Raw genomic sequence first — 21,451 nt, 5'->3', positions numbered from 1 at the left:
CAATTGCCTGAAATACATGACGAATGGCGGTTCGTTTCGCCGTTTGTTAAACTTTTTCGCGTAAGCAATTCCCATAGCTGGGAGTTGCAATCTTGAATGCCGTCTTGAGCGTCCCGACAATCTTCATTTGCACCGCTATCACTTTTCTGATGGTCGCCGTGGCGCTTACGCTGCTCTCGGCCCATGACCGCAAGGAAAAAGCGACACGCTGGTGGGCAGCCGCCATGTGGATGGGGGTGCTGGCGGTGTCCGTCGCGGCCACCCGCACGGTGGCCCCAGCCTGGTTCGCCATTGGCATCGGCAATAGTTTCGTCATCATGACGATGTCGCTCGTCTCGGCGGGCTTCGCCGTCTTTTCCGGCGATCGACCGAAGCTGTTGCCGCTCTTCGCGGGCGCCCTCATCTGGACGGGATGCTATGCGGGCCTGGAGGTCTTTCGAGAGGAAATCACCTACCGCATCGTCGTGCTGACCTCTATCATGGCGACCTATAGCGTCACGATCGTCCATACGGCGTGGCGGGGGTGGCAGACCGAACGGCTGCCGACGTTTGTGGCGACCGTCGTGGTCTATGGCGCACACGGCGTCGTCTATGTCGCACGGATTGTGGCAGGCGTGCTCTACCCGGCGACGGAAGCGGATGGGCACATCCAGGCGCCGTGGCTGGTCGCCTTCGCGCTGGAGGGTTTCGCACTCACCGTGCTGAGCGCCTTCGTCTTCACCATGCTGATCAAGGAACGCGCCGAACGGCGCTATCGGCTGGCGGCTGAAATCGATGGCCTGACTTCGGCTGCCACGCGCCGCTTCTTCGTCTCGGAGACGCGGGATCTGATGGCGCGCAAGCAGCCAAAGGGCGTGCTCGCGGTGATCGACCTCGACCACTTCAAGTCGATCAACGATTCCTTCGGCCATATGGGCGGCGATCGTGTGCTGCAGACTTTCGGCGCCTTCGTCACGCAGCGGCTGGAACCCGGCATGGTTTTCGGCCGCCTGGGCGGCGAGGAATTCGGCATTTTCGTGCCAGATGTCACCGATCGGCAGGCCGGAGAGTTTTTCGAGTCGATCCGGGCTGGTGTCGAGGCGATGGAAATTCCCTTCATGGGCAATCCGGTCCGCATCACCATCAGCGTCGGCGTTGCATCGATACGCGATGCCGGCCAGGATTTTGACCACCTCATGGCGGCCGCCGACAGCGCGCTATACATCGCCAAGGATGAGGGCCGGAACCGCCTGCGCTTCTTCTCGCTTGCCATGCGCATGCATAGGATCATCGAAGACGGGCAGGAGAGCCGCGTTGGCCTTGCGGAATCCAGGCTGAGCCGCACAGGCGTGCGAATGCAGGTGAAACGAGCCTGAGCCTCACGCCGGCCTCTTGCGCGCCCTGATCTCGCTCAAGCCGAGACCGAGAACGGCCACCAGCACGCAGCCGGTACCTAGCACATGGTTGAGCGAGATTGTCTCACCGAGAAAGATCCCCGCCATGAGCACGGCCGATACCGGAGCCACTGACGTGAAGACCGAGGCCTCCGCGCCTGACACGCGCCGCGCGCCGGCGTACCAGAAGAGAAATCCCGCGACGGTCGGGACGAGTGCGTAATACGCAATAGCCCAGAGCGCAGGCTCCACCTCAAGCGAGCTGAACTGTGGTTCCAGGGCCGCCGGTATGATGCAGGCGATCAGCCCGAAGGCGGTCACCAGGGTCGAAAGCGCCAGCGGTTCCACCGGTGTGTGCAGGCGCTTGTTGATCAGGATGAACAGCCCTTCACAGAGCACGGCGCCGAAAATCAGGATGTTACCTATCAGGGACGACTGTCCTTCATCGGGCTGGAGGACGATGGCTAGAACGCCAGAGGCGGCAATCGCGATCGCGAGATAGATGCCGGGCCGGGGACGCTCACCAAGCAGCAGGATGGCGATCGCCGCCGAAACCACCGGCAAGGTTCCGATGATGATGCCGGCATTGGCAGCCGACGTCAGGCTGAGCCCCGAGATCAGCAGCGTCGTATAGCCGACGCTTCCCGCGACCGCCTGCAAGACGACGAGCAGCCAATCCCGGTACGACAGTCGCGGCAGGCGCTTGCCGGTGAGAAACATGATCGCGATGAAGACCGGCAGTGCCATGGCAAAGCGCAGCGCCGTGGCGGTGAATGGCGCCATGCCCGCAGCGATGATCTTGCTCGCAATCACCGTGCTGCCCACAGTTGCCATGGCGGCGATAAGATAGAGATAGCCCTTGATTTTTTCCGACATCGATCACCTCGTTTTGCCTGAGGTACGTCGGTGCGGGGAGCGGCGTCTTGAAGGAAATTGCAGGATCAGTTGAGGGCGCCGGCGAACTTACCGGGCGAAATGCCGTATTTGCTGACGAAAACGCGGGTCATGTGGCTCTGGTCGGAGAAGCCGCTCGATGCGGCGGCTTCGGCCAGCGAGACGCCATCGGCGATCAGCCTGCGGGCGAGATCGACACGTCGCTGGACGATGTAGGCATGTGCGGTGAGACCGGTTGTTTTCTCGAAGGCGCGAAGCAGTTGGAATCGGCTCAACCCGGCTTCGCGCGCAAGTCCAGCCAATGTATGGCCGGCCGATGGATCGTCGTCGATCATCGCTCGAGCGTGGCGAATATCCGGAAAGACGACCACGGCGGCACGGCGTTCGCAAATGACCCGTGCGACGATGTCCAGCAGGCCGGATTCTCCCGCGAGCCCTGCATCGGGCATCGAGGTCAAGATTCGGAACAGGCCGCGAAACCGGCTTGCGAGCAGCGGATCGGCCATAACAGGGTGCGTGATCTCAGCTTGCCGGTCTTCTGCGAAAACATCCGCTGCGGCCTCCGCCACCAGTTCGGGCCGGAAATAGAGGATCGACCATGTCCGGCCTTCGTCGCCGATCGGAATGCCGTCATGTACCTCGCCGGGATTGACGGTGATCAGGTTGCCCGCGCCCGCCTCGACCATGCCACGACCGCTGAGCGACTTCTGCGCGCCATGCTCGATCACGCCGATGCCGAATTCTTCATGTGTATGCCTTGCGAAGGAATGCCGCGACGATGCCACCACGGCGGTGACGCCGGGTGTTGATGTGTGGAGAATTCTGAACTCGCCTTGGGTCACTAACGTTTCCTGCCGAGATAATCATTCTTGCCCAAAGGTCGATTTCAGGCAAATCTTGCAAAGGATTTCAGTGAGGCAGCAAGCTGCAATGGCTTTCCCTGCAGCGCCTCGAAGCCGAAATGCCGATAGAAGTTCGCCGCATCCTGGTTCTTGGCATCCACCAATATAAGTGCGGCACCGATCTCCAGCTTCAATGAACGCCTGATTGCGTCCGCCAGCAAGAGGGAGCCGACGCCTTTTCCACGAAATGTCTGATCGACAGCGAGCCTGCCAAGGCGAATGGCAGGCACTTCAGGATAGAGCGGCAAGGCCTTCTTCATCAGCTCACTTATATCCGTCAACAGCAAGTGACAGGCTGAGAGTGTGTAAAAGCCGCTGATCGTGTGTTTTGGTTTCTCGATGGCGACGAAGCAGCTTGCAACGCGCCGCTTCATATCCTGCGTCGCGCGCATTTTCAGATAGTTATTGAGTTCGGGGACACCACAATCAAACCTGGTTCGATCATGGCCAGAAAGCATCTCAATCTCGAACGCGACGTCTTTCATAGATCGCCGAAGAGCTTTTTATGTTGTTCCAGCGCGCGTTTCATCGCATCGTTCGCCGGCGGAGGATTGACCAGCAATCCGGCGATCATTGCGGATGCTTCGCTCGACAATCGGATGACTTCGCTTCTTTCCACGGTCTCGAAGGCGGCGGTCCTAGCTGCCGATACGACGAAATCGGTGAGCGTGCGGCCTTCGATCTCGGCTGCGCGCTTCAACAATGCGTGAACGTCCTGCGGAATGCGCGCTTCCAGGCGGGCAGAGGATTTTGATGCGGTCATGGTGAAGCTCCTTCACCCAAGGTATACGGCATATTGCCGTACGCATCAATACACGCTCAACCCAAACCCCTGCATCAATCGCCGCGTCGAAAAATCCGGCTTGCCCGAGGTCAGTATAGCACGATCGGCGTGGTGTTCCGGCTGCAGGCTCTCATCCAGCGGCACCAGGCGGCGGGCCTGGCGGGCGATGGCTTCGGCGGGGTCGATCCAGTCGACCGGCCAGGGCGCCAGCCTGCGGAAGACATTGGCCATGAAGGGATAATGCGTGCAGGCCAGCACGACGATATCGGTCTTGGCGCCATCCTGCTCGTGGAAGCATTGCGATATCTCGGCCATCACGTCGGCATCGGCGATCGTCTCGCCACGTATATAGGCTTCCGCCATGCGGGCGAGATCGACCGAGCCGACGAGCCGCACATGACACTGGGTGGCGAAGGACTGGATGAGGTCGCGGGTATAGGCGCGCTTGACGGTTCCGGGTGTCGCCAGCACCGAGATCAACCCAGAGCGGGTGCGTTCGGCGGCGGGCTTGATCGCTGGTACCGTGCCGACGAAGGTATGGCCGGGATAGGTGGCACGAAGATCAGCGCCGACCAGCGTGAATGCCGTGTTGCAGGCAATCACCGTGATTTCCGGCTTCAACTCGTCCAGCAGCCGGCCGAAAAGCTCGACGATGCGGATGCGCAGTTCCGGTTCGGCCCAGTTGCCGTACGGAAAGCCGGCATCATCGGCGACATAGACGAAATTGCGCTCGGGCATCAGCACCCTGAGCTCGCGCAGCACAGTCAGCCCGCCGATGCCGCTGTCGAACACGAGGATGGGCTTGGGCGCGTCAGTCATCGAAATCATCCGGGTTTCCGGTGCCGCGCGGATGCTTGCGGCTAAACCGGTCGAGGGAGGAGATAATTCCGCGCATCACCTTGATCTCGGGCGCGGTGAAGGCGCGGCGGGAGAGAACGGCGCGGAGATTGTCGATCATCTTGGGCTTTTTCGCGGCAGGGCGGAAGAAGCCCCGCGCATCGAGCGCCTCTTCGAGATGATCGAATAGACCGAAGAGCTGGTCCTTGGTGGCGGGCGTCTGGTCGACGGCCTGGAAGGGCGTTTCGTCCTTCGATGCCATCGTCGTCTTCATCCACTCGTAGGACATCAGCAGCACGGCTTGCGCGATATTGAGCGAGGCGAAGGCGGGATTGACCGGGAAAGTCACGACCTCGTCGGCGAGCGCCACATCTTCGTTAGACAGCCCGGATTTTTCCCGGCCGAACAGAATGCCGACCTTCTCGCCGGCATCGTATTTCGCGCGGAGGGTTTCTGCCGCAACGATCGGCGACCGCACCGGCTTGAAGCCGTCGCGCACGCGAGCCGTCGTGGCATAGACGAAATTGAGATCGGCCAGCGCTGCTTCGAGCGTTTCATAGATTACCGCGCCGTCGATCACATGATCGGCCTTGCTGGCAGCCGCGCGCGCCTTGTCGCTCGGCCAGCCGTCGCGCGGCGCCACGAGCCGAAGCTCGGACAAGCCGAAATTCGCCATGGCGCGGGCGACCATGCCGATATTCTCGCCGAGTTGCGGTTCGACGAGCACGACCACGGGGCCGCCGGTGATCAGTTCGCGTTCGGAATTGGTGCCGGACATCAGTCGTTCCAGATAAAGAGACTATTTTCCGCACTCACTGGCACATCTGGCACGCATCCGGCAATTCCCACTACGGATTTTTACCGCGCTCGATATTATCAAGCATTTCCGCGACCAGCGAATCCCACTTGCCTTCGCTCAGGCGATGGACGTCCGATATCACCGGCTTGCCGCCTTCTGTCACGATGTCGAACTTCAGTTCGTTGACCTTGGCTTGGCTCTCGGCATCGGGCGCACAGGTCATGAGCTTGAAGCGGACATCGACGACCGCTGCGCCGTTCGCATCACCCGTAGGTGACACCATGAGATCCTTGAGCGGGCAGCCGTCCTGACTGGAGGTGATCACATCATAGTCGAACGGCGTATCGCCTTCGTCATAGGCGGGATACTTCATATTTTCGCGATAGGCGGCGGCAAAATTCTTGCTGAAGTCGCGGTCGAGACTGTCGAAATAGCCCGTTGTCGTGCCTTCATTGGTCTCCCAACGGGCCTTGGCGACATCCATGATGCGGTTGACTGGCTCCTCGATCGAGGCGGCAAAGGTGGTAAGCGGCATCAAGAGTGCCAGCGAGAAAAAGCCAAGTCTCTTCATTGCGGTTGCGATTCCTGCTGCTGCGCTGGGTTCTGGTTGGGATCGTCTGCGGTCGGCGGTTCGGCCGGCGTCTCGGCGCCGGTCTTGGCAAGCTCTTTCATTTCCTTGACGAGCGAATCCGGCTTGCCGTCGGTAATGCGGTGAATGTCCGCAATGACCGGCTTGCCATCCTCGGTGATGACGTCGAAATGGACTTCGGAAATGGCATCCTTGCCGGGATCCTCGGCGTAGCAGCTCATAAGCTTGAAGGTGACCTTCACGTCGCTGACGCCAGCCGCTTCATGCGCGGCGACGATGGCCATATCCTTGAGCGGGCAGCCGTCCTGGCTCGAAGTGATCACGTCATAGCCGAACGGCCCGCCGCCCTCGTCGTAGATCGGATATTTCTCGGCCTCGCGATAGGCGGCGACGAAATCCTTCGAGAACAGGACGATGTGGTCCTTGTCGAAATAGTCCTTGCCCTCGGGCGGCTTGTCGCTCCAGAGCTGGCTGGCGAGATCCATGATCGCCTTCACCGGCTCGTCGGGTCCTGCCCAGGCCGGTGTCGCGATCACGAGTGCGATGGCGATTGCTAGCGCCTTCTTCATGGAAAATTCCTTCCCGGGTGATTCCCGCCCTGTCATGCAAGACGTGGAACACGGCCGGGAAATTCCGTCAATTCGATGGCTTCCATGAATATCCCGTTTGCGTCCCGGTTTGTCGATGTTATAGGCAAGCCATCCGCCTATTTGCGGCGCGCTTCCCACGCCGCGGCCACCTAAGGAAAGAGGAAATTCCATGAGCAAGATCAAGGTCGCAAACCCCGTCGCCGATCTCGACGGCGACGAGATGACGCGCATCATCTGGCAGCTGATCAAGGACAAGCTGATCCATCCCTATCTCGATCTTGACATCGATTACTACGACCTCTCCGTCGAGCACCGCGACGCCACCAACGACAAGGTGACGGTCGATGCGGCCAATGCCATCAAGAAATACGGCGTCGGCATCAAATGCGCGACGATCACGCCCGACGAGGCACGCGTCAAGGAATTCAACCTCAAGGAAATGTGGAAAAGCCCCAATGGCACGATCCGCAACATCCTCGGCGGCGTGATCTTCCGCGAACCGATCATCTGCAAGAACGTGCCGCGCCTGGTTCCGGGCTGGACCAAGCCGATCGTCGTCGGCCGCCACGCCTTCGGCGACCAGTACAAGGCGACCGATTTCAAGTTCCCCGGCAAGGGCACGCTGACCATGAAGTTCGTCGGCGAGGACGGTTCGGTCATCGAGAAGGAAGTGTACAAGTCGCCGGGTGCCGGCGTCGCCATGGGCATGTACAATCTTGATGAATCGATCAAGGAATTCGCCCGCGCCTCGCTGATGTACGGCAAGATGCGCGGCTGGCCGGTCTATCTCTCGACCAAGAACACCATCCTCAAAGTCTATGACGGCCGCTTCAAGGATATTTTCGAAGAGATCTACCAGAGCGAGTTCAAGGCCGATTTCGACAAGCTCGGCATCACCTATGAACACCGCCTGATCGACGACATGGTCGCGTCCGCGCTGAAGTGGTCCGGCGGCTATATCTGGGCCTGCAAGAACTACGACGGCGACGTCCAGTCCGACACGGTGGCGCAGGGCTTCGGCTCGCTCGGCCTGATGACCTCGGTGCTGCTGACCCCGGATGGCAAGACCGTCGAAGCCGAAGCCGCCCACGGCACGGTGACCCGCCACTATCGCCAGCATCAGAAGGGCCAGGAAACGTCGACCAATTCCATCGCCTCGATCTTCGCGTGGACGCGTGGCCTCGCGCATCGCGCCAAGCTGGACGACAATGCGGAACTCGCCAAGTTCTGCGACACGCTGGAGAAGATCTGCGTCTCGACCGTCGAAAGCGGCTTCATGACCAAGGACCTCGCGCTGCTGATCGGCCCCGACCAGCCCTGGCTCTCGACCACCGGATTCCTTGACAAGATCGATGAGAACCTCAAGAAGGCGATGACTGCCTGAGGGCCGTCCAAGCATCATGAAATTTCAAACCCGGCTTCGAAAGAGGCCGGGTCTTCTTTTAGGTCACCCCAACAGTGACAGCAGGTTCCGCGGCGCCGCATTGGCGATCGAAAGCGCACTGTTGGCAAGGCTCTGCTGGACATCGACGGCGCGTAGCCGCGAGGCTGCCGAATTCATATCGGCGTCCACAAGACGGCCAACACCCTTGTCCAACGTCTGCTGCAATTCGGCGACGAAACCCTGCTGCATCTCAATGCGTGAAACCAGCGAACCCAAATCGGCGGATGCATCGGTCATTGCGATCAGCATCCGGTCGGTGACCGAGAGCATCTCGCTGACCTGGGCTCGCGTAGTGCTCGCATCAAGCTTGATCTCGGTGTGGAGCGTCTGGTTGCGGCCATTGATCAGCACCCAATTGGTGGTGGCTCCAACATCGGTGGCATAGGCCGCATTGGTCAGGATGCCGGCATTGGAATCCTCGTCGATGAGATGATTGGTGCCGTTTCCGTTCCACATCGAATAGACCATTGTCTGGACCGAGACATTGCCCTGCGAGTCGCGTCCGAACGACCCGACGATCTGGCGGCCGGCGTCATCCGCGGCGGTTCTGCGAACCAGCCAGTTCTCGCCGTTGAAGGAGGCACCTTCGGCGATCGTCCTGAGCTCGCTCTTCAGTTCGGTGATTTCGCTGTCGAGTTTGGGGAAATTGGTGCCCGCTTCATGCGCGGTGACCAGCTTCCTCTTGATCTCCTCGACCACGTCGATCGCCATGGTCATGCCGGTATAGGCGGTATCGACGGCAGCAGCCCCGATGCCCAATCCGTCCTCGGCGGCGGCAAGCGCGCGGTTGTCCGAGCGCATCATCGTGGCGATGGACCAGTAGGCGCTGTTGTCGGCGGCGGTCTGCACACGAAGACCCGTGGCGATTTCCTGCTGCCTGTCGGTGCGCGCACTGGTGATCGAACGCAATTGGTCGACGGTGAACGTCGCACCGGCGTTGGTGAGAATACTGGTCACGGCTACTTCCGAACTAAATACGTGGACTTTACAACTTGCCTGACTGATACCGGAACCGATCCGTCGAGCATCATGCAACGACGGCGGAGAACACCCGGTATGGTTAATGTAGAATGCAGGTCTATGCTTAACGCGGGGTAAAACGGCACTGGAAGAGACAAAAAATTTCTTCGGTTGCCATGCTTTTTTGAATTTGGATGACAGTTTCGGAAAGGGCGTGCGTGGACGATACCGGGCGACTCGAAATCCTCATCATCGGCGGCTACGGCACATTCGGCAGCAGGCTGGTGGAGTTGCTGGTCGATGAAGCCAGACTGCATGTGATCGTCGCCGGACGATCACTCGGAAAGGCCCAGGCACTGTGCGATGAACTGGCTGCGGCTGCTACACTCATGCCCTACGCCCTCGATCGCGACGGCGACATGGGAAAGGCTCTTGCCGAACTGAGACCCGATATCCTCGTCGATGCGACGGGGCCGTTCCAGGCCTATGGCAGTGATCCCTATCGGTTGGTCCGGCAGTGTATCGCACATGGCGTGAACTACCTCGATTTCTCGGATGGCAGCGCCTTTGCCCGTGATATCCGCGTATTCGACGCGGAGGCGAGGGCGGCCCGGGTTTTCGTGCTCTCAGCCGCAAGTTCTTCGCCGGCGCTGAGCGCGGCGGTCGTCCGCGAACTCGCGCGTGGTATGGCCTCGGTCGAGCATGTCGAGAGTGGCATAGCGCCATCGCCATTCGCGGGCATCGGGCTTAACGTCATCCGCGCGATCGCAAGCTATGCCGGCAAGCCGGTAAGACGGATGCTGGGCGGGCAGCTCGAAAGCGGGTACGGCCTCACGGAATCACGGCGCATGACGATCTGCCCGCCTTGCCATCTACCGCTTGGCTCCCGCCGGTTCGTGCTGGTTGACGTGCCCGATCTGGAACTGCTTCCAGAAGTCATTCCGGGCCTGAAATCGGCGTGGTTCGGTGCGGGCACCGCGCCGCAAATCTATCTCGGGCTTCTCATGGCAATGGCCTGGCTCACGCGGCTGAAATTGCTGCCCGGCCTTTCCGCGTTCGCCGGCCTGTTTCATTCCGTGGCCAATCGCCTGACATGGGGCGAGCGTCGCGGCGGGATGTTCGTGAAGGTCTCGGGCCGCGATACGGAGGGCGGGGCCGTCATCCGCTCATGGCATCTCATCGCGGAAGGCGACACGGGGCCTTCGGTGCCAGCCATGGCAATCGATGCGATCATTCGCAAATGCCTGACCGGTCACCGCCCGGAGACCGGCGCGCGGGCTGCCACCGAGGCGTTGTCGCTTGCCGATTTCGAGCGCGGTTTTGCCATCAAGAACATCATCACCGGTATCCGTGAACACTCGGAAAAGAGCGATCCTCTATACAGGCGCATTCTGGGCACGGCCTGGGATCAGCTCCCCGGGCAAATCCAGGATCTTCATACCGTCGAGACCAGCCGGACTTTCTCTGGCGCCGCGCAGGTCAATCGCGGGCGCAGTCTCATCTCCCGCATCGTCGGCGCCCTCTATCGTTTCCCCGGGGAAGGGTCGGAAGTCCCGGTTCATGTCCTTCTCGAACGGCGTGAAGATGGCGAACTCTGGCAACGAAACTTCGCCGGCCGTGTCTTCCGCAGTTGGCAACGCGAAGGTCGCGGGCGTAGCGAATACCTGATCGACGAACGTTTCGGCCCGGTCTCCGTGGGACTGGCGCTTGTCACCAAGGAGGGACGGCTGGAATATATCGTCCGCCGATGGCGTTTCCTTGGGCTTCCCATGCCCATGTTCATGGCGCCGGGCGGCCGGACATTCGAGTTTGTGCAAGACGGCCGCTTTCGTTTCCACGTCGAGATCAGTCACCCCTGGTTCGGGCTGATCGTCCGCTATCACGGCTGGCTGGAACACGCCTGACAAAACCCTGTGGGTTGCCGCATTTCTTCATACGCGTGTCCCGAATCCTTGCTAGAAAGACCGTTGCGGCGACGAGGAATGGAATGACGGCAGGCATCGACATGGGCACGGGCGCGAGCGGCGAAAGCTCGGAGCTCGATCTGGAGGAATTGCTGGCGACGCGCCTTCTGGTGCAGGGCAATTCCGGCTCGGGAAAATCGCATCTGCTGCGCCGCCTGCTCGAACAATCCGCCGGCTGGGTGCAGCAGGTGATCGTGGATCCCGAGGGCGATTTCGTCACGCTGGCCGACCGCTACGGCCATGTGGTGATCGAGGGCGAACGCAGCGAGGCCGAGCTTCTCGGCATTGCCGCGCGGGTGCGCCAGCACCGGGTCTCCTGCGTGCTCTCGCTCGAAGGCCTCGATGTCGAGGACCAGATGCGGGCTGCCGGGATCTTCCTCAACGGCCTCTTTGATGCCGAGCGCGATTACTGGTATCCGGTCCTCGTCGTGGTCGACGAAGCGCAGATGTTCGCCCCCGCTGTCGCCGGCGAGGTGACGGACGAGGTGCGCAAGCTGTCGCTCGGGGCCATGACCAACCTGATGTGCCGTGGCCGTAAACGCGGTCTTGCCGGTGTGATCGCCACCCAGCGGCTGGCGAAGCTCGCCAAGAACGTCGCGGCCGAAGCCTCGAACTTCCTGATGGGCCGCACCTTTCTCGATATCGACATGGCGCGCGCCGCAGACCTTCTCGGCCTCGACCGTCGCCAGGCGGAAATGTTCCGCGACCTGCCGCGCGGCGCCTTCGTGGCGCTCGGCCCGGCGCTGACGAAGCGGCCCGTCAAGGTGCAGATCGGCAAGGTGGAAACCTCTGCGCGCTCGTCGAGCCCCAAGCTGATGCCGCTGCCCGAGGCGATGGAGGACGCGGCCGACTTCATCCTGACGCCCGACCCCGCCGAATTCGCCCGCCCGATCGCCCGCTACATCCAGCCCGCGCCACGGCCGGCCACCGACATCCTCGCTGAACTCTCGAAGCCGCGTTCGGAAGAGCCTGTCGCCACCGAATCCCGTCCGAAGCGCGCCGAACTGACGCCCGAGGAACGCGAGGCGCAGGTCTCCTCCGCGCTTGCCGATGTCATGGAAGGCGCCAATGCCTTCCGCACGGATGCGGAACTCTACCAGGATTTCCTCGTCCGCTGCCGCATCCGCCGCCTCGTCGGCACGCAACTGTCGCTTGCCGATTTCCGTGGGCGGCTTGCCGTCATCCGCTCCGGCGCCGACGCGGAAACCATGGCGTCGGACGCCTGGGCCAAGACCCTTACCCTGAGTCATGCCGTAACGGATGACCTCAAGGCCGTCTTCCTGATGCTCGCCAACGCCGCGCTCAACGGCCAGCCATGCCCCCCGGACGCAGCGATCGCCCGCAGCTATGGCACCCACTCGGTCCGCCGCGCCCGCCGCCTTCTCGGTTATTTCGAGGAACAAGGGCTGGTCGTCGTCCATCAGGACCGGCTCGGCGGCCGGATTGTGGCGTTTCCGGATTTGGGGGTGGAGACGCTGCCGGGAAATCCGGATGCGCCGGAGCAAGAGGCCCGCGACGCGGCGGAATAAGAACGCTTCGTTTTGTCACGTGAAATTGGTATCGTTCTTGTTCACGCGATGGCCCCATGGACCACCGCGTGACGGGGGGACAGATGAACGGAATCAACCATCTCGTTCTGGCGGGCCACGATCTCGGTGCGATGCGCCGAACCTACGAAGCCATGGGCTTCAAGATTTCGCCGCGGGGACAGCATCCCTTCGGCACCGGCAATACGATCATCCAGTTGCACGGCAACTATCTAGAGCTTCTCGCCGTCACTGTTCCAGAGGCGATTGTCGAACATAGACCGGGTGTGTTTTCGTTCTCCGCCTTCAATCGGGATTACCTAAGCCGCCATGAGGGTTTTTCGATGGTTGTCCTAGACTCCAGGAATGCTGGGGCCGATCGGAAAAACTGGGTCGCGCGGGGCTTGCCGCAATATGAAGCCTTCGAGTTCTCGCGCCCAGCCAAGCTTGCAAGCGGGGAAGACGTCACAATCGGATTTTCGCTTGCTTTTACTTCGAACCCTGCTGCGCCATGGCTGGGTCTTTTTGCTTGCCAGCACTACAATGCCTCATTCTACCAGCAGCCGGAGAACCAGAAGCACAGCAACGGCGCGCAGACCGTCAGCGAGGTCTGGGTCTCGGGCGAGGGCGCATTGGGGTTGAAAGATTATTTCGAGATTGTCACCGGCGCCCACGGCACCCATCCAGGCGACGGCCGCGTCGTGTTCTCAACGGCAACGGGCGACATCGTCCTATCGTCCGCCGAGGCCTTCCGCGCCGCGTTCGGCCACCCCCCGTTCAACATGCAAGATGGCCCGCATCTCGCGGGCTATACCATCGCGATCCGCGACTTCGGTGCGCTCAGGGACATCGCTGGCATGCGGATTGGCGAAAGGCTGGTCGTTGAGCCATCGAGCACCTTCGGCACATGTCTGGCTTTCACCGAGCAAAGGTGATGAGACGACCCGGTGGCCTGATCACTCGACCTCGATGTCGAGTTCCGTCCGCAATTTCTTCGTCAGCGACTTAGCGATAATCTTGTAGGACCGCAGCATATAGGTCTTGAGATCGCCCTCCGGCAGATCGGCGTTTTGCCCGACGGACACCCATTGCCGCTTGGCGAAATAGGGCGCCTGGATGATGCCGTCCATCGCAGTGAGAATTTCAAACGACTCCTCCGGCACCTTGAAGACGATATTGGCATCGTCATTCCCCGGGCTATGCAACAGCGTGAAGACCTTGCCTCCGACTTTCGCGACGCGCGATCCCCATTGATCGACGAAAGTGACGCCGGCTTGCTTGCCCGCGAATTTGTCGAACTGGTCTTGCTTGAAGAGCGACATCGGGACCTCCTGCGACTCGGGATCGAGTGCGGACTGTCCCTGAAATCGCGGGCGTCATCAACAGGCAGGCGTGCTTGATGCTGATCTCTTTCGAGTCCTTGTCGAGGGCACGGGGTTCGTGCCACAGACCGGGGGGCGCAAAGTCCAAGATTTCAAGCGGCTGCAGTTGACTTTCCCGAGACGAACCCATAGAAGCCGCTCAACTCCGGGCAGCGATGTCCGGTGTTGCGTTTCTGCTGGCATGTGTCACGCAGAAGCAGAGCATGTCCCGTGGCGTTTCGGTTCTCGCGAACCTGAGACACCTGTCAGAAAGGCCGAAAGGCTTTTTCAGAGGAGGGCGTGTTTCCTTATAACAAGGCGAAAGGCTTCGGCCACGCCACAAAAAGAAAGGAAATGCGATGAGCAAGCGCGCATCGTCTAAGTACAAAATCGACCGCCGCATGGGCGAGAACATCTGGGGCCGTCCGAAGTCGCCGGTCAACCGCCGCGAATACGGCCCGGGCCAGCACGGCCAGCGCCGCAAGGGCAAGCTTTCCGACTTCGGCGTGCAGCTGCGCGCCAAGCAGAAGCTCAAGGGCTACTACGGCGACATCTCCGAGAAGCAGTTCCGCTCCACCTTCGACGAAGCTGAACGCCGCAAGGGTGACACGCCCGAGAACCTGATCGGCCTGCTCGAGTCGCGTCTCGATGCTGTCGTCTACCGTTCCAAGTTCGTGGCGACGATTTTCGCGGCCCGCCAGTTCGTCAACCATGGCCATGTCACGGTCAACGGCGTCCGGGTCAACATTCCGTCTTATCGCTGCAAGGCTGGCGACCTGATTGAGGTCAAGGAGAAATCCAAGCAGCTTGCGATCGTCCTCGAAGCCGCCTCGCTCGCCGAGCGCGACGTTCCGGATTATATCGAAGTCGACCACCACAAGATGAAGGCCACCTTCAACCGCATGCCTGGTCTTGCCGACGTTCCCTACCCGGTCGTCATGGAACCAAACCTGGTCATCGAATTCTATTCGCGCTGATTTCTGTCAGCCGAAACAAGATTGGAAAAGCCGCCTCGCAAGGGCGGCTTTTTTGTGGGGCGATTGAAAAGTAACGCCAGGTGTTATATATATGCCCTCTAGGTTATGGAGAGGCATTTGCGGGTCTTCAAGAACGCGTGGTTCGAAAAGTTTGCCCGCAAGGAGAGACTTGCCGATTCGGTGCTTTGCGAAGCGGTATCACGCGCCGAAAGGGGCTTGATTGATGCCGATCTTGGTGGAAGCGTCATCAAGCAGCGCGTGGCACGGGCTGGCGCTGGAAAATCCGGCGGATACAGGACGATCGTCTTCTTCCGCTCCGGCGAGCGCGCAGTGTTCGCATTTGGATTTGCCAAGAGTGATAGGGCGAATCTGAATGCCGAGGAGCAGGCGGTGTTTCGAAAGGCCGCAAAACTCGTGCTTCAATTCTCGAATGAACAAATGGATACCGAAGTGCAAACAGGGCGTCTGATGGAGGTAAATTGCGATGGCCAAGACATACAAAAGTGACGCGATGGCCGCCATGCACGAGATGATGGAAGGATTCCATCAGAGTGGTGCGATCGATAAGCAGACGATGCGGGAGTTCGACGAAGCCTGCCTTACGACCATTGAGGCGCTGGGGCCTGAGGAAATTCGGGCAATTCGAGAGCGAGAACATTTGTCTCAGCCAGTATTCGCTCGCTATTTGAACGTCAGCAAGGGCTTGGTCTCGGATTGGGAACGGGGCGTGAAGAAGCCGGGCGGGCCAGCGTTGAGGCTTTTGACGGTGGTGGATAAGAAGGGCATTCAGGCGATCGCCTGAGGCCCTTGCATGAATATCCGCAACACCGATACATCCTGGGGCCTCGTCTCGATCCTGTTCCACTGGATCATGGCCGTGCTCTTTCTTGGCCAGTTCTGGCTTGGCTGGTACATGCAGGGCGTCAAGAACCTGCTCGACCAGTATTATCTCTATCAATGGCACAAGTCGTTCGGGTTTCTGATCTTCGGTCTCGCCGTGCTACGTGCCCTCTGGGCCATCACCTCGCGCCGGCCGCGACTGCCCGACGAGATGCCTGCCGGTGAAAAGACGCTCGCGCGCGGCACTCACGCAGTGCTCTATCTCCTCCTCGTCATCCTGCCGCTCACTGGCTGGTCTATCGTCTCGACCTCGCCGCTGCCGATCGCCACGCGCTTCTTCGGCCTGTTCGTCATTCCCTCGCTGCCGCTTGGCATCTCCATGCACAGCGAGCAGGTCTGGTCGAGCCTGCACGGTTTCCTCGCCTATGCCGCGATCTTTCTCGTCGGCGTGCATGTGCTTGCCGCATTGCGGCACCATTTCAAGACGAAGGATGATATTCTGATCCGGATGATCTGGCCTCGCCGTCGCTGACGGCGGCCGGAAATGGAGGCTCCCATGCTGCGTCTCGTTATCCTCTTGTGCCTGCTTGCCGCCACACCGTTTTCACTCCACGCCGAGTCGCTCGGCGCACTCGAGGGGCGCTACAAGGTGGCGCCATCCTCCGTAATCCATTTCTCCGTCGCCCAGATGGGCGGCCAGGCGATCGAGGGCCGGTTCAAGAGTTTCTCCGGCCAGTTCGTTCTCGGCGGCGAGGATGCGAGCCGTTCGAGCGTCCAGTTCAGCCTGTCACCGGGCAGTGTCGAGGCCGTCGATCCACGCGTCGAGGAATTCATCAAATCCGAGGCCGTCTTCGATGTGGCGACCTATCCGAAGGTGTCGTTTCGCTCGACGGCCGTGAAACGCACTGGCGACGACACCGCCGTCATCACCGGTCGACTGACAGCCAAGGGCCTCACCCGTGATACGAAGTTCAGCATCCGCTACGAGGGCAAATCCGGCGGCGGGCTGAAATTCCATGTGACCGGCAAGATGTCGCGCGCGCTGTTCAACATGGATGTCGGCACGCCGGTCTACTCCAACATGGTGGTGCTCGATATGGAACTGATCGGCAAGCGGGATTAGGCACTCTAAGCTTGACCCCGGCGACCATTGCGCTATTGCCTCAGGCACGACCAACCCAGCGGCGACTTCCATGCTGACCACCAACCCGGATTTCGAGCCTGAGGACGAGAACCTCGCCTTCTCGGGCGATGCGACCATGCAGGCGCTCTTCCGGCATGCGCCGCAATCGACCGGCTTCAACAAGCTGCGCAAGAAGCTGATCCGCCAGGCGCGGCAGGCCTTCGAGGATTTCGGCATGCTCAACGGCCAGCGCCGCTGGCTGGTCTGCCTCTCGGGTGGCAAGGACTCCTATGGCTTGCTGGCGTTGCTGCTTGAACTCAAATGGCGCGGCCTGCTGCCGGTTGAGTTGGTTGCCTGCAATCTCGACCAGGGCCAGCCGAATTTCCCCAAGCATATCCTGCCGGATTATCTCAAGGCACTCGGCGTCACCCATCGCATCGAATATCGCGACACCTATTCGATCGTGAAGGAGAAGGTGCCGGAGGGTGCCACCTATTGCGCGCTCTGTTCACGGCTGCGGCGCGGCAATCTCTACCGGATCGCGCGCGAAGAGGGCTGCGATGCCGTCGTGCTCGGCCATCACCGCGAGGATATCCTTGAGACCTTCTTGATGAATTTCTTCCACGGCGGGCGGCTGGCAGCCATGCCACCGAAGCTCCTGAACGATGAAGGCGACCTGATGCTGCTCAGGCCGCTGGGCTATTGCGCCGAGGAGGATCTGGCGCGCTTCTCCACCGCCATGCAGTTCCCGATCATCCCCTGCGACCTCTGCGGTTCGCAGGACGGCCTCCAGCGCAATGCGATGAAGGCGATGCTGGCCGATATCGAGGCGCGCATGCCCGGCCGCAAGGATGCCATGCTGCGCGCGCTCGGCCACACCAACCCCTCGCATCTGCTCGACCCCAAACTGTTCGATTTCGCGGGGCTGATGGCCCGGCCCTCCGAAGGAAAAGCCGAATGATCAAATTTGACGTGGAAGCACTCGCGGCACTCATGAGAGAGGCGGCGGCGGCCGAGATCATGCCGCGTTTCCGCAAGCTCGGCGAGGCGGACATTCGGATCAAGACCGAGGCTTCGGATCTCGTGACGGAGGGCGATGAGGCTGCCGAGCGATTCATCAAGGCGCGATTCGAGGCGATTCTTCCCGGCGCACTCTTCGTGGGCGAGGAATCGGTCGCCAAGGATCCCGATTTACTCCCCATGCTCGCCAATGCCGACCTGGCGCTGACCGTCGATCCCATCGATGGCACCTTCAATTTCGCCTCGGGCCTGCCGCTGTTCGCGGTCATGGCGGCGGTTGTCTCGAAGGGCGAGACCATTGCCGGCCTGATCTACGATCCGATGGGCGATGATTTCGTGCTGGCCGAGAAGGGCTCGGGCGCCTGGCAGGTGACGCCGGATGGCAACCGCAAGCGCCTGAAGGTCATCGAGCCCGCACCGCTCGACCAGATGTTCGGCATGGCCTCGACCGGCTATCTCTATGGCGGCGACCGCGCCACGGTGCTCGGCAACATGGCCAAGGTCCGGTTCCTGATGAACTATCGTTGCGCCGGCCACGAATACCGTACCTTCGCGGCAGGCCATGTGCATTTCCTGATGTACAACAAGCTGATGCCCTGGGACCATTTGCCGGGTACGCTGATCTCGCAGGAAGCAGGCGCCTATGCCGCCCGTATCGATGGCTCGGCCTATGCGCCGCGCCATACGGCGGGCGGGCTGATCCTCGCGCCCAACAAAGATATGTGGGACGAACTGCGCCGCGAGGTCTTTACTGTGTAGCTTCGGGTTTCCGATATTGAGCGCTGACGCCGAAGAGCTTGCCCTTTTCGGCGATCAGCACGCAGCCGATGCCGATCAGTGCGGGCAGGAAATACCCCGCCGCTGTCGGCACCACGGTGCCATCATATTGCGAGCCGATGAACGCGCCGATCAGAGCGCCCCCGACCGTCTGCATGAAGCCGAACACCGAGGAGGCTGTGCCCGCCACCTCGCCGAGCGGTTCCATCGCCAGCGCCTGCGTGTTGGACCCGACCATGCCGAAGGAGAACATGGTCAGTGCGAAGACCAGCATGAAGAGGGGAAAGGGCAGGGCGTCGTTGATCGCCAAGAGCAGCCAGATTCCACTCATCGCGATGAACCAGATCAGCGCCGCGTGCGTCACCCGCCGTATGCCGAAGCGGCCGACGATCCTCGAATTGAGGAACGACGAGATGGCCATGAAGCCCGCGACGCCCGCAAAGGCAATCGGGAACCAGGCGCCCAGTCCATAGATGTCGACATAGATCTGCTGCGCGGTGCCGATGAAGCCGAACAGTCCGCCCATCACGAAGATCGACGATATGCCGTAAAACAGTGCGCTGCGGTTGGAAAACACCAGGCCGAAGCCCTCGGCGATCACCTTCGGATGCAGCGGCCGCCGGCGCTCGACGGGCAGCGATTCCGCAAGCCTGAAATAGGCCCAGACCGCGACAAGCGTCGCGAGCCCCGCCATGAACAGGAAGATCATCTGCCAGTGGCCGGAGAAAAGCAGCAACTGGCCGATGCTCGGGGCCATGACCGGAACCGCCATGAAAACCATGAAGACCAGGCTCATGACCTCGGCCATAGCGCGGCCTTCGAACCGGTCGCGCACGGCCGATGTGCCGATGACACGCGTCGAGGCAGCACCCATGCCCTGGATGAAGCGGAGCGCAAGCAGGGTGAAGAAGCTCGGGGCAATGGCAGCGAGTGCGGCGGCGATGACATAGATCGCCATGCCGGCCATCAGCGGCATGCGCCGGCCGAACCGGTCGGAAATCGGGCCGAACGCCAGTTGTGCAAGCCCGAAGCCGACAAGATAAGACGTCAGCACATATTGCCGCTCGTTTTCGTGGGCGACATTCAGCGCGTGGCCCATGGCCGGCAGCGCCGGGAGCATCACGTCGATGGCAAGCGCGTTGAGCGCCATCAATGCGGCAATCAGCGCGATGAATTCAGCGCGTGGAATCGGACGGGCGGGGCCGGACATAGGAAAACTCGATCAATTGGATGGAGGCGCAGGCGCCTGTTGGGAGCGGGCATCTCGCGGCAAAGGTTGTATGCAAAATGATTGGACACATGTCCAGTCAAGATTAATGAAACGATGATGCCGGAGCTTGACCGGTCGGCGACGCACTGTTCCTGAACATGCGCCCGCGTTCGGTCCAGAGCACCGCAAGCGTCGCGAACAAACCGCCGAAGCCGAAAGCAAAGGCAAGCGGTACAACTGTGCCGTCATAGGCTTGGCCCACCACGCCTGCGAGCACCGTCGCGATGGTCGTCGTCACCACGCCGAACAGCGAGGAGGCAGTGCCTGCGATATGGCCGAGCGGCTCGAGCGCAATGGCGCTGATATTGCCCTGCAGCACCCCGAAGGCCATCATGCAGATCGAAAGCAGGCCGAAGGTCACCCAGAAGGGCGGGTTGCCGCCCAGCGCCAGCAGGAAGAGAAAGAGCCCCGAAACGGTGAAGATCGCCAGCGCCCCATGCGCGACCGGCCGCATGCCCATCAGCCGAACCAGCCGCGCACTGAACAGCGCCGCGAGTGCCACGCCGATGGAGGATCCACCAAAAGCATAAGGAAACAGCGTGCCGAGCCCGTAGAGTTCGCCATAGACCTGCTGGACGGAGACGATGTAGGAGAACAGCCCGATCAGTGTCAGCATGCTGGCCAGCGCATAGCCCGCTGTCACGCGATTGGTGCAGATTTCGACGAGTGCGTCGATCAGGCTGCCGAATGCCAGCGAGCGGCGATCCCCGACATCGAGCGTTTCGCGCAATCGCGTGCTCATCCAGATCAGGATCACCACGGCCGCGATGGCATTGAATGCGAAGATGCCCTTCCAAGTCGCGACGAATTCGATCTGCTGGCCGATCGTCGGCGCGATGATCGGGATGATCATGAATGTGGTGAACACGAAGGTCAGCACCCGGCCCATGGCAGGCCCGGCGAAGCAATCGCGGATGACGGCGAGCGTCACGACCTGCAACGCCGCCGAGCCGACGCCCTGAACCATCCGCATGCCGAGCAGCCAATTGAAGTCCGTGACGAACATCGCCGAGACAGAGCCGGTGATATAGAGGCATAGACCGGCGGCGATCAGCGGCTTGCGCCCGAACCTGTCGCTGAGCGGGCCGTAGAAAAGCTGGCTGACGGCAAAGGTCAGGACGAAGATCAGGATCACCAGCTGGCGGCTGTTCTCGTCGCCCACGCCAAAGGCGCGGCCGATCGCGGGCAGTGCCGGCAGGATGATGTCGATCGACATGGCGGCCACGGCGGCCAGGCTCCCGCACATCGCGACGAACTCGGTCATGCCGAGATTGGCCTTGCGCTTGAGGTTCGCCGCATTGTCGGCAAGGTTCACGTCGTGCATCGGAAAGATCCGCAAGGGCGAGGAAATATTGAAATCAATGCAAAAAATTCGGGCCGGTAAACCGGCCCGGGAGAGATCAGAAAACCTGAAACCTGAT

24 protein-coding genes are annotated in these 21,451 nt (G+C 61.1%); 12 read left to right on the top strand and 12 right to left on the bottom strand.

Annotation, left to right across the window (positions count from 1 at the left end):
• Positions 1 to 104 precede the first annotated feature (104 nt).
• Entirely contained in the window at positions 105 to 1,355 is a 1,251-nt protein-coding gene (locus ACSQ26_RS12500; protein ID WP_436009194.1) for a GGDEF domain-containing protein, read from the top strand.
• 3 nt (positions 1,356 to 1,358) lie between these two features.
• Here ACSQ26_RS12500 and ACSQ26_RS12495 read toward each other — a convergent pair whose 3' ends face one another.
• The 8 genes from ACSQ26_RS12495 to ACSQ26_RS12460 all read right to left on the bottom strand — a co-directional run bounded on the left by ACSQ26_RS12495 (position 1,359) and on the right by ACSQ26_RS12460 (position 6,747).
• On the bottom strand, positions 1,359 to 2,249 hold the full coding sequence (locus ACSQ26_RS12495; protein ID WP_436009192.1) for a DMT family transporter: 891 nt from the start codon (positions 2,247 to 2,249) through the stop codon (positions 1,359 to 1,361).
• A 65-nt stretch (positions 2,250 to 2,314) separates the two neighbouring features.
• Positions 2,315 to 3,109, bottom strand: coding sequence for an AraC family transcriptional regulator (locus ACSQ26_RS12490; protein WP_436009190.1), 795 nt, complete (start codon positions 3,107 to 3,109; stop codon positions 2,315 to 2,317).
• Between the two features lie 44 nt (positions 3,110 to 3,153).
• The gene (locus ACSQ26_RS12485) at positions 3,154 to 3,654 is read right to left on the bottom strand and encodes a GNAT family N-acetyltransferase (RefSeq protein WP_436009188.1); all 501 of its coding nucleotides are present in this window, start codon (positions 3,652 to 3,654) and stop codon (positions 3,154 to 3,156) included.
• The gene (locus ACSQ26_RS12480; RefSeq protein ID WP_436009186.1) at positions 3,651 to 3,932 is read right to left on the bottom strand and encodes a DUF1778 domain-containing protein; all 282 of its coding nucleotides are present in this window, start codon (positions 3,930 to 3,932) and stop codon (positions 3,651 to 3,653) included. The genes ACSQ26_RS12485 and ACSQ26_RS12480 overlap by 4 nt, the downstream gene beginning before the upstream one ends.
• Positions 3,933 to 3,977: 45 nt before the next feature.
• Complete coding sequence (murI, locus tag ACSQ26_RS12475) at positions 3,978 to 4,772, bottom strand: glutamate racemase (RefSeq protein ID WP_436009184.1); 795 nt, start codon at positions 4,770 to 4,772, stop codon at positions 3,978 to 3,980.
• Positions 4,765 to 5,568, bottom strand: coding sequence for an RNA methyltransferase (locus tag ACSQ26_RS12470; protein WP_436009182.1), 804 nt, complete (start codon positions 5,566 to 5,568; stop codon positions 4,765 to 4,767). Before ACSQ26_RS12470 ends, murI begins: the two co-directional genes overlap by 8 nt.
• 70 nt (positions 5,569 to 5,638) lie before the next feature.
• Positions 5,639 to 6,160 carry a hypothetical protein gene (locus tag ACSQ26_RS12465; RefSeq protein WP_436009180.1) on the bottom strand — a complete coding sequence of 174 codons (522 nt, stop codon included), beginning with the start codon at positions 6,158 to 6,160 and terminating at the stop codon, positions 5,639 to 5,641.
• Positions 6,157 to 6,747, bottom strand: coding sequence for a hypothetical protein (locus ACSQ26_RS12460; protein ID WP_436009178.1), 591 nt, complete (start codon positions 6,745 to 6,747; stop codon positions 6,157 to 6,159). The genes ACSQ26_RS12465 and ACSQ26_RS12460 overlap by 4 nt, the downstream gene beginning before the upstream one ends.
• A gap of 190 nt (positions 6,748 to 6,937) precedes the next feature.
• On the opposite strand from ACSQ26_RS12460, the gene ACSQ26_RS12455 reads away from it, so the two are divergent.
• A complete protein-coding gene (locus tag ACSQ26_RS12455; RefSeq protein WP_436009176.1) occupies positions 6,938 to 8,152 on the top strand; it encodes an NADP-dependent isocitrate dehydrogenase in 1,215 nt (404 codons plus the stop codon).
• A 63-nt stretch (positions 8,153 to 8,215) separates the two neighbouring features.
• Here the strand turns inward: ACSQ26_RS12455 and ACSQ26_RS12450 are convergent, their stop codons facing one another.
• Positions 8,216 to 9,169 (bottom strand): flagellin, encoded by a 954-nt coding sequence (locus ACSQ26_RS12450; protein WP_436009174.1) that lies wholly within the window; start codon positions 9,167 to 9,169, stop codon positions 8,216 to 8,218.
• Positions 9,170 to 9,390: 221 nt separating this feature from the next.
• Here ACSQ26_RS12450 and ACSQ26_RS12445 point away from each other — a divergent pair, with 221 nt between their 5' ends.
• From ACSQ26_RS12445 to ACSQ26_RS12435, 3 genes are all read left to right on the top strand, one after another.
• Positions 9,391 to 11,076, top strand: coding sequence for a DUF4166 domain-containing protein (locus ACSQ26_RS12445; protein ID WP_436009172.1), 1,686 nt, complete (start codon positions 9,391 to 9,393; stop codon positions 11,074 to 11,076).
• 83 nt (positions 11,077 to 11,159) lie between these two features.
• Entirely contained in the window at positions 11,160 to 12,665 is a 1,506-nt protein-coding gene (locus ACSQ26_RS12440; protein WP_436009170.1) for a helicase HerA domain-containing protein, read from the top strand.
• An 83-nt stretch (positions 12,666 to 12,748) separates the two neighbouring features.
• Positions 12,749 to 13,597, top strand: a complete 849-nt coding sequence (locus ACSQ26_RS12435) for a VOC family protein (RefSeq protein ID WP_436009168.1) — start codon at positions 12,749 to 12,751, stop codon at positions 13,595 to 13,597.
• Between the two features lie 21 nt (positions 13,598 to 13,618).
• Here the strand turns inward: ACSQ26_RS12435 and ACSQ26_RS12430 are convergent, their stop codons facing one another.
• On the bottom strand, positions 13,619 to 13,984 hold the full coding sequence (locus ACSQ26_RS12430; protein ID WP_436009166.1) for an MmcQ/YjbR family DNA-binding protein: 366 nt from the start codon (positions 13,982 to 13,984) through the stop codon (positions 13,619 to 13,621).
• A gap of 398 nt (positions 13,985 to 14,382) precedes the next feature.
• On the opposite strand from ACSQ26_RS12430, the gene rpsD reads away from it, so the two are divergent.
• The 7 genes from rpsD (at position 14,383) to ACSQ26_RS12395 (ending at position 18,742) form a co-directional block, all read left to right on the top strand.
• Complete coding sequence (gene rpsD / locus ACSQ26_RS12425) at positions 14,383 to 15,000, top strand: 30S ribosomal protein S4 (RefSeq protein ID WP_258161730.1); 618 nt, start codon at positions 14,383 to 14,385, stop codon at positions 14,998 to 15,000.
• Between the two features lie 117 nt (positions 15,001 to 15,117).
• Complete coding sequence (locus ACSQ26_RS12420) at positions 15,118 to 15,507, top strand: type II toxin-antitoxin system RelE/ParE family toxin (RefSeq protein ID WP_436009163.1); 390 nt, start codon at positions 15,118 to 15,120, stop codon at positions 15,505 to 15,507.
• The gene (locus tag ACSQ26_RS12415; protein WP_436009161.1) at positions 15,485 to 15,802 is read left to right on the top strand and encodes a helix-turn-helix domain-containing protein; all 318 of its coding nucleotides are present in this window, start codon (positions 15,485 to 15,487) and stop codon (positions 15,800 to 15,802) included. The genes ACSQ26_RS12420 and ACSQ26_RS12415 overlap by 23 nt, the downstream gene beginning before the upstream one ends.
• Before the next feature lie 9 nt (positions 15,803 to 15,811).
• Complete coding sequence (locus ACSQ26_RS12410; RefSeq protein ID WP_436009159.1) at positions 15,812 to 16,372, top strand: cytochrome b; 561 nt, start codon at positions 15,812 to 15,814, stop codon at positions 16,370 to 16,372.
• Positions 16,373 to 16,396: 24 nt separating this feature from the next.
• Entirely contained in the window at positions 16,397 to 16,963 is a 567-nt protein-coding gene (locus ACSQ26_RS12405) for a YceI family protein (protein ID WP_436009157.1), read from the top strand.
• Positions 16,964 to 17,099: 136 nt separating this feature from the next.
• Positions 17,100 to 17,924: a tRNA 2-thiocytidine(32) synthetase TtcA gene (gene ttcA, locus ACSQ26_RS12400; protein WP_436015238.1), complete on the top strand. Its 825-nt coding sequence runs from the start codon at positions 17,100 to 17,102 to the stop codon at positions 17,922 to 17,924.
• Positions 17,921 to 18,742: an inositol monophosphatase family protein gene (locus ACSQ26_RS12395; RefSeq protein ID WP_436009155.1), complete on the top strand. Its 822-nt coding sequence runs from the start codon at positions 17,921 to 17,923 to the stop codon at positions 18,740 to 18,742. The genes ttcA and ACSQ26_RS12395 overlap by 4 nt, the downstream gene beginning before the upstream one ends.
• Here the strand turns inward: ACSQ26_RS12395 and ACSQ26_RS12390 are convergent.
• A complete protein-coding gene (locus tag ACSQ26_RS12390; RefSeq protein WP_436009153.1) occupies positions 18,732 to 19,970 on the bottom strand; it encodes a multidrug effflux MFS transporter in 1,239 nt (412 codons plus the stop codon). The genes ACSQ26_RS12395 and ACSQ26_RS12390 overlap by 11 nt on opposite strands.
• Positions 19,971 to 20,073: 103 nt before the next feature.
• Complete coding sequence (locus ACSQ26_RS12385; RefSeq protein WP_436009151.1) at positions 20,074 to 21,354, bottom strand: multidrug effflux MFS transporter; 1,281 nt, start codon at positions 21,352 to 21,354, stop codon at positions 20,074 to 20,076.
• Between the last annotated feature and the right edge of the window lie 97 nt (positions 21,355 to 21,451).

The sequence above is a fragment of the Rhizobium sp. LjRoot254 genome, assembly GCF_964254105.1.
Taxonomy (GTDB): Bacteria; Pseudomonadota; Alphaproteobacteria; order Rhizobiales; family Rhizobiaceae; genus Rhizobium_E.
Note: the sequence above shows the minus strand (reverse complement) of the source record. Positions and strands in the feature narration are given on the sequence as shown.